19 protein-coding genes are annotated in these 14442 nt (G+C 36.2%); 8 read left to right on the plus strand and 11 right to left on the minus strand.

The features are described from left to right. Positions 1 to 3: 3 nt before the first annotated feature. From EL260_RS09610 to EL260_RS09640, 7 genes are all read left to right on the plus strand, one after another. Positions 4 to 882, plus strand: coding sequence for a heme/hemin ABC transporter substrate-binding protein (locus tag EL260_RS09610; RefSeq protein WP_123860047.1), 879 nt, complete (start codon positions 4 to 6; stop codon positions 880 to 882). Then, a complete protein-coding gene (locus EL260_RS09615; RefSeq protein ID WP_123860049.1) occupies positions 866 to 1906 on the plus strand; it encodes a FecCD family ABC transporter permease in 1041 nt (346 codons plus the stop codon). The genes EL260_RS09610 and EL260_RS09615 overlap by 17 nt, the downstream gene beginning before the upstream one ends. Beyond that, positions 1906 to 2679: a heme ABC transporter ATP-binding protein gene (locus EL260_RS09620; RefSeq protein WP_123860051.1), complete on the plus strand. Its 774-nt coding sequence runs from the start codon at positions 1906 to 1908 to the stop codon at positions 2677 to 2679. The genes EL260_RS09615 and EL260_RS09620 overlap by 1 nt, the downstream gene beginning before the upstream one ends. A 2-nt stretch (positions 2680 to 2681) precedes the next feature. Next, a complete protein-coding gene (locus tag EL260_RS09625; protein ID WP_123860053.1) occupies positions 2682 to 3332 on the plus strand; it encodes a class I SAM-dependent methyltransferase in 651 nt (216 codons plus the stop codon). Between the two features lie 4 nt (positions 3333 to 3336). Beyond that, positions 3337 to 4368 carry a hemin-degrading factor gene (locus EL260_RS09630; protein ID WP_123860055.1) on the plus strand — a complete coding sequence of 344 codons (1032 nt, stop codon included), beginning with the start codon at positions 3337 to 3339 and terminating at the stop codon, positions 4366 to 4368. Between the two features lie 137 nt (positions 4369 to 4505). Beyond that, positions 4506 to 5378 (plus strand): ChaN family lipoprotein, encoded by an 873-nt coding sequence (locus EL260_RS09635; RefSeq protein WP_123860057.1) that lies wholly within the window; start codon positions 4506 to 4508, stop codon positions 5376 to 5378. Positions 5379 to 5636: 258 nt separating this feature from the next. Beyond that, a complete protein-coding gene (locus EL260_RS09640) occupies positions 5637 to 6266 on the plus strand; it encodes a peptide deformylase (protein WP_123860059.1) in 630 nt (209 codons plus the stop codon). A gap of 62 nt (positions 6267 to 6328) precedes the next feature. On the opposite strand, the gene EL260_RS09645 is transcribed toward EL260_RS09640, so the two are convergent. From EL260_RS09645 to EL260_RS09660, 6 genes are read right to left on the minus strand one after another with little or no spacing between them, the layout of a single operon-like run. Continuing rightward, positions 6329 to 7219, minus strand: a complete 891-nt coding sequence (locus EL260_RS09645; RefSeq protein ID WP_123860061.1) for a chitinase — start codon at positions 7217 to 7219, stop codon at positions 6329 to 6331. Positions 7220 to 7251: 32 nt separating this feature from the next. Further along, positions 7252 to 7428, minus strand: a complete 177-nt coding sequence (locus tag EL260_RS25560) for a hypothetical protein (RefSeq protein ID WP_164466626.1) — start codon at positions 7426 to 7428, stop codon at positions 7252 to 7254. Continuing rightward, a complete protein-coding gene (locus EL260_RS25565; RefSeq protein ID WP_164466627.1) occupies positions 7428 to 7592 on the minus strand; it encodes a hypothetical protein in 165 nt (54 codons plus the stop codon). The genes EL260_RS25560 and EL260_RS25565 overlap by 1 nt, the downstream gene beginning before the upstream one ends. Positions 7593 to 7629: 37 nt before the next feature. Continuing rightward, complete coding sequence (locus EL260_RS09650) at positions 7630 to 8055, minus strand: organic hydroperoxide resistance protein (RefSeq protein ID WP_123860063.1); 426 nt, start codon at positions 8053 to 8055, stop codon at positions 7630 to 7632. Next, positions 8056 to 8490 carry a MarR family winged helix-turn-helix transcriptional regulator gene (locus EL260_RS09655; RefSeq protein ID WP_123860065.1) on the minus strand — a complete coding sequence of 145 codons (435 nt, stop codon included), beginning with the start codon at positions 8488 to 8490 and terminating at the stop codon, positions 8056 to 8058. 30 nt (positions 8491 to 8520) lie between these two features. Then, positions 8521 to 9153: an NAD(P)H-dependent oxidoreductase gene (locus EL260_RS09660; protein WP_123860067.1), complete on the minus strand. Its 633-nt coding sequence runs from the start codon at positions 9151 to 9153 to the stop codon at positions 8521 to 8523. Positions 9154 to 9361: 208 nt separating this feature from the next. Here EL260_RS09660 and EL260_RS09665 point away from each other — a divergent pair, with 208 nt between their 5' ends. Continuing rightward, the gene (locus EL260_RS09665) at positions 9362 to 10117 is read left to right on the plus strand and encodes an SDR family oxidoreductase (RefSeq protein WP_123860069.1); all 756 of its coding nucleotides are present in this window, start codon (positions 9362 to 9364) and stop codon (positions 10115 to 10117) included. 23 nt (positions 10118 to 10140) lie between these two features. Here EL260_RS09665 and EL260_RS09670 read toward each other — a convergent pair whose 3' ends face one another. From EL260_RS09670 to trpB, 5 genes are all read right to left on the minus strand, one after another. After that, positions 10141 to 10452, minus strand: a complete 312-nt coding sequence (locus EL260_RS09670; RefSeq protein WP_123860071.1) for a hypothetical protein — start codon at positions 10450 to 10452, stop codon at positions 10141 to 10143. 68 nt (positions 10453 to 10520) lie between these two features. Next, positions 10521 to 11480, minus strand: coding sequence for a protein-glutamine glutaminase (locus tag EL260_RS09675; RefSeq protein ID WP_123860073.1), 960 nt, complete (start codon positions 11478 to 11480; stop codon positions 10521 to 10523). Between the two features lie 206 nt (positions 11481 to 11686). Then, positions 11687 to 12415 (minus strand): lipoyl(octanoyl) transferase LipB, encoded by a 729-nt coding sequence (lipB, locus tag EL260_RS09680; protein WP_123860075.1) that lies wholly within the window; start codon positions 12413 to 12415, stop codon positions 11687 to 11689. 31 nt (positions 12416 to 12446) lie between these two features. After that, positions 12447 to 13181, minus strand: a complete 735-nt coding sequence (gene trpA / locus EL260_RS09685; protein ID WP_123860077.1) for a tryptophan synthase subunit alpha — start codon at positions 13179 to 13181, stop codon at positions 12447 to 12449. A gap of 78 nt (positions 13182 to 13259) precedes the next feature. Next, positions 13260 to 14438: a tryptophan synthase subunit beta gene (gene trpB, locus EL260_RS09690; protein WP_123860079.1), complete on the minus strand. Its 1179-nt coding sequence runs from the start codon at positions 14436 to 14438 to the stop codon at positions 13260 to 13262. Between the last annotated feature and the right edge of the window lie 4 nt (positions 14439 to 14442).

Raw genomic sequence — 14442 nt, forward strand, 5'->3', positions numbered from 1 at the left:
ATCATGAAGAAATTTATCCTTGCAGCTTCTGTTCTTGTAGCAGTGTATTCTTGCAAAAAAGAAGAAGGTGCTCAAAAAGAAAATACAACGGAAGCGACTTCTGAAGCTCCAAAAAGTAACAATAAAATAGTAACCTTAAATGGTGGAATTACAGAAATTGTAAGTGCCTTAGGTCACGAAAAAGAAATTGTAGGAACAGACGTTACCAGTACGTATCCTGTAAGTTTAAAAGCTACAGCTAAAGATCTTGGACATGTAAGATCAATGACTATTGAGCCGATCATGGCAGTAAGCCCTACTTTAATTCTAGCTTCTGATAAAGATATCAACCCTGAATTGATGGGGAAAATCAAAGCTTCTGGCATTAAAACAGAGATCTTTAAGCAGGAATATACTGTTGACGGTACTAAAAAACTGATTGAAGATGTTGCAAAAGCCATTGGAAATACAGATTATAAGAAATTAACTGATAAAATTGATGCAGATCTGAAACAGGTTCAGCCCTTAACTAAAAAACCGAAAGTATTATTTATCTATGCTAGAGGAAATATGCTAATGGTAGCAGGTAAAAATACTCCAATGGCTTCTTTAATTAATCTGGCAGGAGGTGAAAATGCAGTGAATGAATTTGAAGATTTCAAACCATTAACCCCTGAAGCGGTTGTAAAAGCTAATCCTGATGTGCTTTTCTTTTTTGAAACAGGATTGCAGGGAGCAGGTGGAAACGAAGGAGCATTGAAGATGCCAGGAGTTTCCCAGACCAATGCCGGAAAAAATAAGAAAATCATCGCAATGGATGGAGGGTTAGTTTCAGGTTTTGGACCGAGACTAGGAGAAGCAGCAGTTGGATTAAACAAACTTTTAATTGAAAACGCAAAGTAAACTATACTTTTACATGACAATAAGTACCATACTGCTTGTTACTATAGCAGTATGGTCTATTAATACAGGGGTTTACGATTTTGGTGGTAAATCTGCATTTAACGTTTTAGGAAAAGTAATACAAGGAGATTCCAGTTTGTCATTAAGTGATAAATATGTAGTATGGGATGTAAGGGCAGCCAGAATTATTATGGCAGTTTTAATTGGAAGTATGTTGTCTGTTTCAGGAACAAGCCTTCAGGGATTATTTAAAAACCCCTTGGCAACAGGAGATTTAATAGGTCTTACTTCGGGTGCGACTTTATTGGCTGCTATTGCCATTGTTTTAGGAGGACATTTTAAAGCATATCTTCCTGAAGCCGTACAATTTTCGCTGGTAGGAATTTCTGCATTTATAGGGTCTTTTTTATCCATGATGCTGGTATACAGAATTTCAACAAGCGGCGGAAAGACCAATGTGGTTATGATGCTGTTGACCGGTGTTGCTATTACAGCAATAGGATTTTCTATTACAGGTTTCTTAATATATGTATCAAAAGATGAACAGCTTAGAGATTTGACATTTTGGAATTTGGGAAGTTTAGCTGCAGCAACATGGACGAAGAATATTATTCTCGGCATTGTTATGATTGGAGCCTATATTATTTTACTGCCTAAAGGAAAGGCTTTAAATGCCATGATGTTGGGAGAGAAAGATGCGCAGCATTTAGGAATCAATGTAGAAAGGCTGAAGAAGCAGATCATTATTATTGTAGCATTGATGGTGGGAAGTTGTGTTGCATTTTCAGGAACCATTGGCTTTGTAGGTCTTATTGTACCTTATATCTTAAGACTTTTGTTCAAATCCAATTATACTTTTATCCTGCCTTTGTCTGCCGTATTTGGAAGTATTTTGCTTCTTACAGCAGATACATTCAGCAGAAGTATTGTAGAGCCTTCAGAATTACCGATCGGGATTTTGACCGCTTTAATGGGGGGACCTATTTTTATTGCTATTTTGGTTAAATTTAAAAAATCACTGTAATGATCAAAGCACATCAAATTAACTACAAGCATAAAGAGTTCCGTATTTTGGATGGGGTAGATGTCTCATTGGATTATGGAGAGTTTTTAGCCATTGTAGGTCCTAATGGAGCTGGGAAGTCAAGTCTTTTAAGTGTTTTGGCTCATGAAGTGAAATCTGAGAAACGAAAAGTATTATTTAAAGATAAACCTATTGAAGACTGGAATGTAAAAGAACTTTCTATGCATAAAGCAAAGTTTTCACAGCATAACAGTAATGATATTCCTCTTGAAGTAAAAGATGTCGTCATGATGGGAAGGTATCCTTATTTTGATGCACAGCCCGGAAAAGAAGATCTTGAAGCAATGAATAATAAGATGTATGAAACAGATATTTTTCATCTAAAAGAAAGAGAATATAACTCTCTTTCAGGAGGAGAGAAACAGCGGGTGCATCTTTCAAGAGTAATGGCGCAGCTGGAAAATGATATTGCCCACAAATTGGTTTTTCTGGATGAACCTCTTAATAATCTGGATGTAAAACATCAATATAAAGCACTGGAAATTATAAAAAATTTCACCAAGAAAGCAAACAGTGCGATTGTTGTTCTTCATGATTTGAATCTAGCCGCTCAATTTGCGGATAAAATTTTATTAATGAAATCAGGACAGGTTTCAGCTTATGGAACTCCGGAAGAAGTTTTTACAACAGAAAATATCAGCCATGCTTATAATTTCCCTTGTACCATCTGCGAACACCCTATTACCAATAACCCAATGATCATTTTCGGATAACCATGGAAAAAGAAGAATTAAAAACTCTCGCACAGAACCTTGCCAATCCTCAGGGAGAAAAAGGCGTAGAGATTGGTGAGATGATGAATACTACTAATATTAGTATGACATTAGAAAGTATCAGAGCTCTTCTGATAGAAGATGATGAACATATTCTTGAAATAGGACACGGAAATGCAGGACATCTGAAAAATATACTCAACCTGGCAAAAGGACTAAAGTATAAAGGAGTTGATATTTCCGAAACCATGTATCAGGAAGCCAAAAGATTGAATCATGAATTTGAAAATCAGGCAGAATTTATTTTATATGAGGGAACAAAACTTCCTTTCGAAGATGAAACCTTTGATAAAATATTTACCGTGAATACCGTTTATTTCTGGAAAAATCCTGTAGAATTTCTAAATGAGGTCTGTAGGGTTTTAAAGGATAACGGAACGTTTGTACTGACCTTCGGACAAAGAAATTTTATGGAGAAGTTGCCATTTACGGCTTATGATTTTACCCTGTACAATAATGATGAGATGGAGGAACTTGTATCTAAAAGTCATTTTAAAAGAATGAAAACTTCTGAAAAAGAAGAAGAAATAAAAAGTAAAACAGGAAACGAAACCATACAAAGAATCTATACAATTTTAACTATAAAAAAATAAAATAATGAGCATATTAGTAAACGATTTAAAGGAAAAATGGGAAGCTCTGAAAGCAGAAAATCCACATATAAGAATAAGAAATGCAGCAGCACAGTTTGGCGTAAGTGAAGCTGAATTACTGGCAACAGGGATTGGAGAAGGAGTAACTTTATTAAACCCTGATTTTCCGGGAATTCTTACAGAAGCAGAGAAATTAGGAAAAGTAATGGCGCTTACCCGTAATGATGAGTGTGTTCATGAAAGAAAAGGAATTTACCAAAACGGAGACTTCAGCAGCCCGCATGCTCAGCTTTTCGTAGGAGAGGATATTGATCTTAGAATTTTCCTTAACCACTGGAAATTTGCGTTTGCAGTAGTGGAGGGAGACAAAAAAAGCCTTCAGTTCTTTGGAAAAGACGGGTTGGCATTGCATAAGATTTATTTAACTAAAAATAGTGATGAAGCTGCCTTCGATGTTATCGTTGAAAAATTCAAAGCAGAGGATCAGAGCCAAGCTTTCCCATTTGAGGCAGTAGCTCCGAAACAGACAGAAAAACCGGATACAGAAATTGATGTTGAAGGATTTAAAAAGGCATGGACAGAATTAAAAGATACTCACGATTTCTTTATGATGACCAGAAAGTTTGGGGTAAGCAGAACTCAGGCTTTAAGATTGGCTCCGGAAGGCTTTACTCAGAAAATTGATAACTCAAAAGTAGTTAACATCCTTGAAGAAGCTTCAGAAAAGGGTACACCCATTATGGTTTTCGTCGGAAACAGAGGAATTATCCAGATCCATACCGGAAATGTAAAGAAAACCCTTTGGCATCAGCAGTGGTTCAATGTAATGGACCCTGATTTTAACCTACACTTAGATGTAACGAAAATTGCAGAAGCATGGATCGTGAAAAAACCGACTGAAGACGGAGAAGTTACAGCGATTGAAGTATTCAATAAAGAAGGAGACTTTATCGTTCAGTTCTTTGGAAAAAGAAAACCTGGAATTCCTGAACTTCAGGAATGGAAAGATCTTGTAGCAACTCTTGAAGAACAATAATAATTAGATGATTTTAAGAGAGGCCGTTTTGTTTGTAAAATTCAAGGCGGTCTTTTTCTTTTAGATTTTGGGAAGCACGATAAAAAGCCCCAAATATTATGTAATTTGTCATTAAATTAAAATACTAAAGATAAAAAATGAAGAATCTTTTAATAGCGGTTTTGCTGGCGGGTTTCTGTTCACTTAAGGCACAGAACTTTAAAGCATATCAGTTCTATGACCAAAAAGGTAAAGAAATAAAAACGGATAAATTGGTGAAGGAATTGGCAGATTATGATGTAGTTTTCTTTGGTGAAAATCATAACAGCTCTATCAATCACTGGCTTCAGCTTAAAATAACAGAAGCTTTATTTGAAAAGAAAAACGGACAGCTTATTCTGGGTGCTGAAATGTTTGAAAGAGACAACCAGGCTCAGCTGAATCTGTATCTGAGTGGAAAATTTGATGCTAAAACATTAAAAGATTCTGCCCGCCTTTGGAATAATTATGCAACAGATTATAAACCATTGGTTGATTTTGCTAAAAATAAAAAAATTAATTTCATAGCAACCAATATTCCGAGAAGATATGCGTCACAAACGGCAAAAGAAGGAATTGAATCTTTGAATAAGCTAAGTGATAAAGAAAAAACATATATTGCTCAATTACCCATCAAGGTAACCTTAGATACTCCGGGATATCCTGAAATGAAAGCCATGATGGGGGATCATGCGGAAGGAACTAAAGTGATGAACTTTATTTCAGCGCAGGCTACAAAGGATGCTACCATGGCTGAGTCTATTCTGAAAAATATCCAGTCAGGAAAGACTTTTATTCATTATAACGGTAATTATCACAGCAAGGAATTTGGCGGTACCTATTGGTATATCAAACAGAAAAATCCAAACTTAAAAATGGCGGTGATTTCTGTTTTTGAATCAGAAAATCCTGAACTGAAGGTTCCTTCAAAGGATTATATTCCAACAGAATTTAATCTGATTATTCCGAGTGATATGACGAAGACCTTTTAATTTTGTTTCCCGCAGATCACACAGATTACGCAGATTTTTAAATAATCAGAACAATATCAAATTCAATAGGAACGGGCTTTAGCCCGTTCTTCTTTTATATAAAAAATCCAATGGCTTTAGCCAAAACCTAATCACTCATAAAATCAAAGCTTCAACAGTAATTTCCAGCCTCCCTCTCTCAGCTTCCTATTCTAAAACTCCAAAACAATGATCCATTTTCAACAGACAATCTCTACCTTTGCATCACATTCAATTTGTATGAAAAAACTATCCATTCTATTGATACTTTTTGCAGGAGTATGTAGTGCTCAAAAATTCACTTCAGATGAAATTTCCCTAATCAATAAAGGGGATGTAAATGCAGCATTACCAATTTATCAGACTACAGACGCTCATCAGCATAAAACCTTGCTGAATCTCTCCTCAGAAATCAACCCAACTGATCCTAATACGGCTGTTCTCGTGAAAAGGATGAAGGAATCTCTTCTTTCAACGGATGGTGGAGTAGGTATTGCGGCTCCACAAGTAGGAATCAACAGAAAAGTGATTTGGGTACAACGTTTTGATAAAGAAGGAACCCCTTTGGAATATTTCATCAATCCGGTGATTGTTTGGAGATCTGATCTGCAGAATCTTGGACCCGAAGGAGATTTGTCAATTCCTGATTTCAGAGATCAGTTTTACAGAAGTAAAGTCATTCAATTCGAATATGTGGATTTGAAAGGACAAAAATATTCAGAAATCGTAGAAGGATTCACTGCTGTTATCTTGCAACACGAAATAGATCACCTTTTCGGAATCTTAATCTCTGACAAAAAAGAAAAAGAGAAAAATGATTCCTATAAAAAGGTAGATGCCTATCAGAAAAGTGATTTGAATAAGAGATAGATTCCAGATAATATAATAAATTCTATAAAAAAGGCTACAAGCATTATGTTATAGCCTTTTTCTTAATTACCAAATGGCTTTTGTGTACTGCAGCTGATATTTTTTCCTGGATCCACTCCAAAATATTGACAAAAATAGCGGTAGTATTCATAGCGGTATTGTGTTTGGGGCGGTGTGGTAGATTGTCCACATTCAATACCACCATTGATAATGTTTACTGTAGTTCCAAAACCGGGGATTCTTCCGCTTTCTTTGTCTTTTTCTGTAGGCAGCCATTTTCCGGTCATCACTTCATGACAAGAGGGCTTAGGAAATTGGGGAGTCATCCAGAACCAGATGGCAGAGGCAAAAGATAAAACATTGTTTTCAGCCAGAAGTCCGGGTTTGTTTAAAAGTATATTTTTATCACCAAACCAAGCTTCACTAAATTGTCCGTAGTTGTAATTCCAACTCAGCTGCTTAGGACCACGGCCGTAATAAGCCTGTCCTGCTACCGGCAGATAGTTGGTCTTAGAAGGATCAGAATAATTATTTCCATTTCCCTTATTGTTTTCTTCGATAAAATAAAGTCCCCATTTATAATAGCCTCCCGGAGCATTATCCCAGCCGCCACTTGTTTCCTGTGCAATATTGGCCAGAAACGCAGCGAGCTCTCTCTTCTGATCTTCCTGTGTTCCTTCATTCAGAAAATTAGGGAAGTGGGCGACCGCCTTTATAAATGCCTGATAAGAATAAAAATCCTGGTGATTCCTGTTTTTTCCCTGAATATTATTTCTGTTGGGGAATAACAGATTCCAGGTTTTAGCATCTATAAGTTGGTTAATATGTGCTGCCGCTTTAGTCTCATTAATCTGTTGCAAAGGGTTGTTATTCTGCCGGGATTGTGCACAACACCGGCTGTAAGAAGTCAAAAAAAGACCTAAAGAAATTATTATGAATGGTAATGTTTTCATTGTTTATTTATATTCGATACTTTTCTGGTATCTTAAAACAAAATCTTCACCATTTTCATAATCCACGGATTCACAAATGTAATAATTCCTATATTGGGCTGTAAAATATCTTTAAGTTTATTGAAATATTCTTTTCCAGTTTTCAGACTTGCATACAGAGTTAAGCTCATCATTAGTTTATCATCAGTAGTAATATTGGCTCCAATCATTAATTATTATGAGATTTATTCCAATAAAAGGTTTGATCCAGTCCTTTATTTTCAATAAAATAGTTTACCATTTCACCTTCGATGGTAAATACATACTCTTCATATCTGTGTTCATCTGAAAAAACCTGTGGTAAAAAATAAAAATGAGCTGTTTTGAATTTCAAAACAGCTCATTTCAAATATAATTATAAAAAAATTGGATTAATCATTGTTGGTTACAGAAAGCTTAACCTCAATATTGTTTCTTGTTGCATTAGAATAAGGGCAGATCTGGTGAGCTTTCTCTGTTAAAGACTGAGCTTCTTCGATAGAAACTCCCGGAATGTTTACATCCAGTTCCACAGCCAATCCGAAACCTCCGTTTTCAATCTGTCCGATGCTTACCTGAGCAGTCACAGTTGTTTCACCAGTTGTTACTTTACCTAAGCTGATTACTCTGTTCAAAGCACTGTCGAAGCAAGCAGAATATCCCGCTGCAAAAAGCATTTCAGGATTAGAGAAGTCATCATTGGCTCCTCCTAGTGCTTTTGGCATTTTTACTTCAAGATCCAAGACTCCGTTTTCACTTTTTACATGGCCATTTCTTCCACCTGTAGCAGTAACTTTTGTTGTATATAACGTTTTCATTTATTTTTCGATTTTGTTTAATATTTTTAAAACTGTTTCTTTAAGCTCCAACAGTTCTTCAGGCTGTATCCCGATTTTTTCCTGGATCTTACCCGGAATTTCGCAGGCCTTTTTCTGAAGCTGTTTTCCGGCTTCATCTAAAAATACTTCAACAACTCTTTCGTCTTCTTTTTTGCGTTTTCTTGTAATAAACCCTTTTGCTTCCAGCCTTTTGAGAAGTGGAGTTAATGTTCCGCTGTCCAGAAACAGTTTTTCTCCGATATGGCTTACCGTAAGCCCGTCACCATTCCATAACACCATCATTACAAGGTATTGTGAATATGTAATGTCCAGTTCATCAAGAAAAGGTCGGTACAATCCTGTGATTTCCTTAGCAATTACATATAATGGAAAACAGATCTGGTTTTCTAATTTGGGTGTATTTGAATGTTCCATAAGATTGAGTACGAAAGATTCGTGAAGGTATTACTTTTTAATGATAAATTCATCCATTGGAATACGGACTTTTTTCATAGAAGACAGCCAGTCATTGGCTTCGTCACGGTATCCAAGATATAAAAGGCTTACACTTTTCAAGCCTAATTCTTTTAATCCCAATACCTCATCTACTACTGCATTACTGAATCCTTCTGCCGGAGTACTGTCGATTTTAAGTTCAGCAGCCTGTGCAAGAGCAATTCCTAAAGCAATATAAGTCTGGCGGGCTGTGTGAGCAAAATGTTGTTCAGGAGTTTGTGCTCCATACATCTCTTTGATCTTATCTGTATAGCTTCCAAAACGTCCTCTCGGAAGATCTCTTACATCAGTATGATGGTCATATACTTTGTCGATTTTATCATTAGAATAGCTATCCCATGCAGCAAAAACCAATACATGAGAAGAATCTCTCATCACTTCAGGGTTTAAAGCACCGGCAACCATTTTATCTTTTAATTCCTGATTTTCTACTACGATAATACGGAAAGGCTGTAGCCCTGATGAAGTAGGAGCCAGTCTTGCAGCTTCCAGGATAGTATTTAAATCTTCGTTTGATACTTTTTTAGTCGGGTCATAAGCTTTTACAGCATGTCTCCAGTTTAAGTTTTCTATTAATGACATTTTTTTTATTTTAAATTTTACTTGATGATCAATTAACTATGCAAATATATAAACAATTAAATTGCGTGCAATTTAATTTTAAAAGATTTTATTGATGACTATTATTTATTTTATAAAATGGATAGAGATAGATGTTTTTCCGCATGTTTCGGATTTTTTACCATGATGAGTATTCCAATCTTTGTCATACAATTTTAAACTAAAAATAATGCAGAGATTTAAAAACAAAACAGCAATTATTACTGGAGGAACCAATGGAATGGGTTTAGCTACCGCTCAGAAATTCATAGAAGAGGGTGGACGTGCGATTATCACCGGCCGAAGTGAACAGACGGTTAATAATGCTTTGGAGAAATTAGGAGAAAATGCCTTTGGAATCATTTCTGATGCAGGAAATATGAAAGACTTGTTAAAATTACAGGAAGAGGTAAGAAAATATACTCAACAAGTAGATGTTATTTTTGCCAATGCAGGCTATGGAAAGTTTGCACCCGTTGAAAGTGTAAATGAAAGCCATTTTGATGAACTCTTTAATGTATTGGTAAAAGGACCCTTTTTCACAGTTCAGCAGTTGTTACCATTGATGAAAACAGGAAGTTCAGTTATTTTTAATACTTCTGTGGCTACAGAGATTGCTATGAATAGCTTTTCAGTATATTCTGCAGCAAAATCAGCCGTACAGTCGTTCATTAAAACATTTGCGGTAGAACTTACAGAACGTGGAATTCGTGTGAATGGAGTAAGCCCGGGGCATATCAAAACCAATATTTTTAACAATACAGGGTTGGCTCCTGAACAAATTGATGCTGCAGTTCTGGATATTATTCCTACCATCCCTTTCAAAAGACAGGGTGATCCTGATGAAATTGCCAGTGCAGTTCTGTTCCTTGCTTCAGAAGACGCATCTTATATTCATGGTGCAGAGATCAAAGTAGATGCCGGAATTTCTGTAATAAGGGCATAGGTAGAAGGAAATGAAGAAAAAAATTATTTCACCTCATTGATCTCTTTGACCATATTGGTTTTACTTTCAACCCCTATATTATAGGTTTTACCTTTTTTAAAACTTAGATTAGCCTTTTCCATCAAGGTTTTATAATCAGAAGACTTTTTTGAAATATAAAAAACCTGAGCACTTATTCCAATAGCGACACGTACAACTTCTTCCGGCTTATCCGGGTCTTCAAGAATATTGTTGATGGTTGCATTATTATACCAGGTTAATTTCTGGGATTCAGGGTTGGAAGAACAGGATGTAATCATGGTAAACAGTAACAATAAATAGGTCCAGGCTTTCATAATAATAAAGTATTTGTAAAAAGCTCCTGCAATATATTAATACATGCAGGAGCTTCTATAAAAGTGAGTTAGAATCCGCAATGTGCTGTACTAGGTACTGGAGCTGAACAGCCTGAAAGGGCTGAAAAAGCTGTTAATGTACAATTGGTATTGACCAGGTTGTTATCATATAATAAAGATCCTGATGGACTTCTGTAGTAAACATTTCCTGCTGTGTTAGTAAAAGATGAAACAGAAGTAGAACCACAAGTAGAGTTGGTGCATGCCGCTCTCCATGCAGTATCCGTGATAGGACCTGTTCCATTTAGAGAAGGGTCAATAATTCTTTTTTCAACCACTCCGGAAGCATTTTTAAAGCTTACAAGGATAGCCACGTGATACACCCATGATACACAACAAGTTCCGGTAGAAGCTCTTAAGTTTCCATAGACGAATTGCTTTTCACATTCATATCCGGCATTGTTTAAGATCTGTCTCATTTTGTGTGCTCTTGCATAGCAACCGTCTACAGGATATCTGAACGTAATACATGGAGAAGATGCTGTAGAAGTTCCACAAGATTGATTTTTGATCTGTGTAAATAAGCTGTTCAAAGTGGCCAGATCAGGAATAACACTGGCTAATTTTCTGGTTACCTGATTTCCTGCTTTTTCTTCTTTTGTTAAAGCAGATTTAAAGAAACGAATATCTTCCAGTGTTGGACTTTCTACCTTCGCGATTTCATTAGAATTGGCCTTAAGGAAAATATGAACCGGGGATTCATTTTTTACAGCCTCGCTAATCATAGAAATATAAGCCTCATTTTCCTTAGTATCTTTAATTTCATAAGGCTGGGCTGAAAGAATAAAGGAAACCTTATATCTTTCCCCTTCTTTATCTATCCCTACAGGAACAGTTCTTCCGAACTCTTTCATCGCAGTTTCTTTGGTCTGTGAATTCACAGCTTCCTGATTCGCATTGGAATCTGAACAGGAGTTGATGGACAGTACGGATACAAATACCATCATGGATAGCAAAAATTTTTTCATAGTTCTCATATTTTGGTGGTTAATGATTTTTAAGCTAAACAGTGTTTTCTTTATTCACTATTTAGTGATATTAAAATTATGAAAAATTTAAATATATGCAAGTTTTTTTTGAAAAAAATAATTTATAATTCATTTTTGTGAATCATATTCATAAAAAATCCCTATGTATTGGCTACATAGGGATGATATCTTGTATGTTGTTAAAATTACTTATAAATCAGTTCTGCTTGAAATACATCCGCAAAATGCTTTCTGATTTTTGCTTTTACATCTTCCATTTCTTCCGGTGTCAATTCTCTTTCCAGTTCTCTTTTTAAAGAAGTAACCTGCTTATCCTTGATTCCGCATGGAACAATGTATTCAAAGTAACGCATATCTGTATTCACATTCAAAGCAAAGCCATGTAGAGTTACCCATCGGGAAGCTTTTACGCCCATTGCACACATCTTTCTGGCATAAGGTTTCCCAACATCCAGCCAAACACCGGTTTCTCCGGGAGAACGTTCTCCTTTCAATCCATATTCGGCAATCGTTCTGATGATAACCTCTTCAAGATTTCTCATATATAAATGAATATCTGTAAAGAAATTTTCAAGATCCAGAACAGGATAACCCACAATCTGACCATAGCCATGATAGGTGATGTCTCCGCCACGATTGGTTTTTACATAAGTGGCTTCTATTTCCTTCAGTTTATCAATTCCGGCCAGCATATTTTCTTCGTGTCCACTTTTTCCCAATGTATACACATGCGGGTGTTCTACAAAAAGAAGGTGATTCGGGGTGGTAATATGCTGTTCTGCAGGCAGGTCGCGGTTCTTTATTTTGGTATCAATAATACTCTTCATCAGCTGTTCCTGATAATCCCAGGCGGGCTGATATTCTTTAATACCTAAATCTTCAAATTCTACTGCTTTATTTTGATTTGTATTCATTTCAATTTTTGATATACAAATTTAGTGAATTTTAAGCTTTTATGGAATGGATAAAATCTATGGCATTCTTCTTCCAATCTTTATCCTGCAGCAACACATTCACAAAGGCTGTTCCAATGATTCCGCCATCTGCTTTTTCAGTCACATTTTCAAAATCTTCTTTTGATTTTATTCCGAAACCGATCATTACCGGATTCTTAAGAGGAAGATCAGATAATCGGGTCAGATAATTTTCATTCTTTAGAACAGTGTTTTCATTTCCTGTAGTGGAAGATGAGCTTACTGCATATAAAAATCCTGAGCTTAATGAATCCAAATATTGTATTCTTTCATCAGACGTTTCAGGGGTAACCAAAAAGGTGAAATTAAGGCCATAGTTTTTCAGAATATGCTGATAGTTTTTCTCAAATTCAATAGGAGGGAGGTCAGGAAGAATAAGTCCTGAAACTCCGCTTTCTGAGCATTCTTTACAAAACTTTTCAAAACCAAAGCTCAGTACAGGATTGATGTATCCCATTAAGATGATGGGAACTTTTATTTTATCTTTTATGGTTTTTAATTGAGAAAAAAGTTTCTCAATAGTCATTCCGTTTTGTAAAGCCAGTTCGTGGGCTTTTTGAATCACAGGTCCATCGGCTACGGGATCAGAATAAGGCATACCGATCTCAATCATGTCTGCTTCGGAGTCCTGGATAAGTTGTATGATGTCAGCAGTATCTTCCAGTTCTGGGATCCCTGCGGTGAAGTATATATTTAGTTTTTTCATTTTTTTATTGTATTGATGTATTCATGCAAAATGTATTTATGATCTGGTTTGTCATATGACATGAATACTTTTTACATTTTACAAATTTTTAAGATAGGTCTCCATATCCTTATCTCCACGCCCACTTAAGCAAATAACGACAATATCCTCTTTATTGAATTTTTTCTTGTCTAAAACTGCAAGAGCATGAGAACTTTCAAGAGCAGGAATAATTCCTTCCAGTTTGGTTAGTTCAAAAGCACATTTCAAGGCTTCATCATCATTAATACTGAAAAACTCAGCTCTTTTTTCCTTGAATAAGTTCGCGTGAAAAGGTCCGATTCCTGGATAATCAAGCCCTGCAGAAATTGAATGAGGTTCAATGACCTGACCATCTTCAGTTTGCATCACAAGACTTTTGCTTCCATGAAGTACCCCTAGCGTTCCTAAGAAGGTCGTGGCTGCGGATTTCCCAGAGTCCACTCCATGACCTCCAGCTTCAGCAGCAATGATTTTTACCTCTTTTTCATCTACAAAATGGTAAAAAGTTCCGGCAGCATTGCTTCCACCACCTACACAAGCAATCACATAATCTGGATTTTCTCTCCCGATTTTTTCTTTAAGTTGCTCCTTAATCTCTTTTGAAATGATGCTTTGAAATCTTGCTACAAGATCCGGGAAAGGGTGAGGCCCTACCACACTTCCAATCACATAATGAGTCGTAACAGGATTATTGATCCAATCTCTTAGAGCTTCATTGACTGCATCTTTCAGTGTTTTTGATCCTGAAGTGGCTGCTATAACCTCTGCACCCAGCATTTTCATTCTGGCTACATTGGGCGCCTGTCTTTGGATATCAATTTCTCCCATATATACGATACACTCAAGACCAAGCAAGGCACAGGCTGTTGCTGTTGCTACACCATGTTGTCCGGCTCCGGTTTCTGCAATAATCCTTGTTTTTCCAAGGCGTTTTGCCAGAAGAACCTGTCCTAAAGCATTATTAATCTTGTGAGCTCCGGTATGGTTGAGATCTTCCCGTTTTAAATAGATCTGTGTATTGTATTTGTTACTTAAGTTTTTAGCAAAATACAACGGAGTTGCCCTGCCTACATAATTTTTAAGCAAATCCTGGTATTCATTCTGAAAGTCTTCCGACTCAATGATTTCAAGATAATTCTTTTGCAGTTCTTCTACATTCGGATAAAGCATTTCGGGGATAAAAGCTCCTCCAAATTCTCCATAATATCCATGTTCATCAGGGTTTTTATAATTCATTTCT

Source organism: Chryseobacterium nakagawai (assembly GCF_900637665.1).
GTDB classification, from domain to species: Bacteria; Bacteroidota; Bacteroidia; order Flavobacteriales; family Weeksellaceae; genus Chryseobacterium; species Chryseobacterium nakagawai.

Bases quoted from the DNA above. Each gene is read 5' to 3' on its own strand.
- EL260_RS09610 (WP_123860047.1), top strand. From the start codon at position 4: ATGAAGAAATTTATCCTTGCAGCTTCTGTTCTTGTAGCAGTGTATTCT.
- EL260_RS09620 (WP_123860051.1), top strand. From the start codon at position 1,906: ATGATCAAAGCACATCAAATTAACTACAAGCATAAAGAGTTCCGTATT.
- EL260_RS09625 (WP_123860053.1), top strand. From the start codon at position 2,682: ATGGAAAAAGAAGAATTAAAAACTCTCGCACAGAACCTTGCCAATCCT.
- EL260_RS09630 (WP_123860055.1), top strand. From the start codon at position 3,337: ATGAGCATATTAGTAAACGATTTAAAGGAAAAATGGGAAGCTCTGAAA.
- EL260_RS09635 (WP_123860057.1), top strand. From the start codon at position 4,506: ATGAAGAATCTTTTAATAGCGGTTTTGCTGGCGGGTTTCTGTTCACTT.
- EL260_RS09640 (WP_123860059.1), top strand. From the start codon at position 5,637: ATGAAAAAACTATCCATTCTATTGATACTTTTTGCAGGAGTATGTAGT.
- EL260_RS09645 (WP_123860061.1), bottom strand. From the start codon at position 7,219: ATGAAAACATTACCATTCATAATAATTTCTTTAGGTCTTTTTTTGACT.
- EL260_RS25560 (WP_164466626.1), bottom strand. From the start codon at position 7,428: ATGATTGGAGCCAATATTACTACTGATGATAAACTAATGATGAGCTTA.
- EL260_RS09650 (WP_123860063.1), bottom strand. From the start codon at position 8,055: ATGAAAACGTTATATACAACAAAAGTTACTGCTACAGGTGGAAGAAAT.
- EL260_RS09655 (WP_123860065.1), bottom strand. From the start codon at position 8,490: ATGGAACATTCAAATACACCCAAATTAGAAAACCAGATCTGTTTTCCA.
- EL260_RS09660 (WP_123860067.1), bottom strand. From the start codon at position 9,153: ATGTCATTAATAGAAAACTTAAACTGGAGACATGCTGTAAAAGCTTAT.
- EL260_RS09665 (WP_123860069.1), top strand. From the start codon at position 9,362: ATGCAGAGATTTAAAAACAAAACAGCAATTATTACTGGAGGAACCAAT.
- EL260_RS09670 (WP_123860071.1), bottom strand. From the start codon at position 10,452: ATGAAAGCCTGGACCTATTTATTGTTACTGTTTACCATGATTACATCC.
- EL260_RS09675 (WP_123860073.1), bottom strand. From the start codon at position 11,480: ATGAAAAAATTTTTGCTATCCATGATGGTATTTGTATCCGTACTGTCC.
- lipB (WP_123860075.1), bottom strand. From the start codon at position 12,415: ATGAATACAAATCAAAATAAAGCAGTAGAATTTGAAGATTTAGGTATT.
- trpA (WP_123860077.1), bottom strand. From the start codon at position 13,181: ATGAAAAAACTAAATATATACTTCACCGCAGGGATCCCAGAACTGGAA.
- trpB (WP_123860079.1), bottom strand. From the start codon at position 14,438: ATGAATTATAAAAACCCTGATGAACATGGATATTATGGAGAATTTGGA.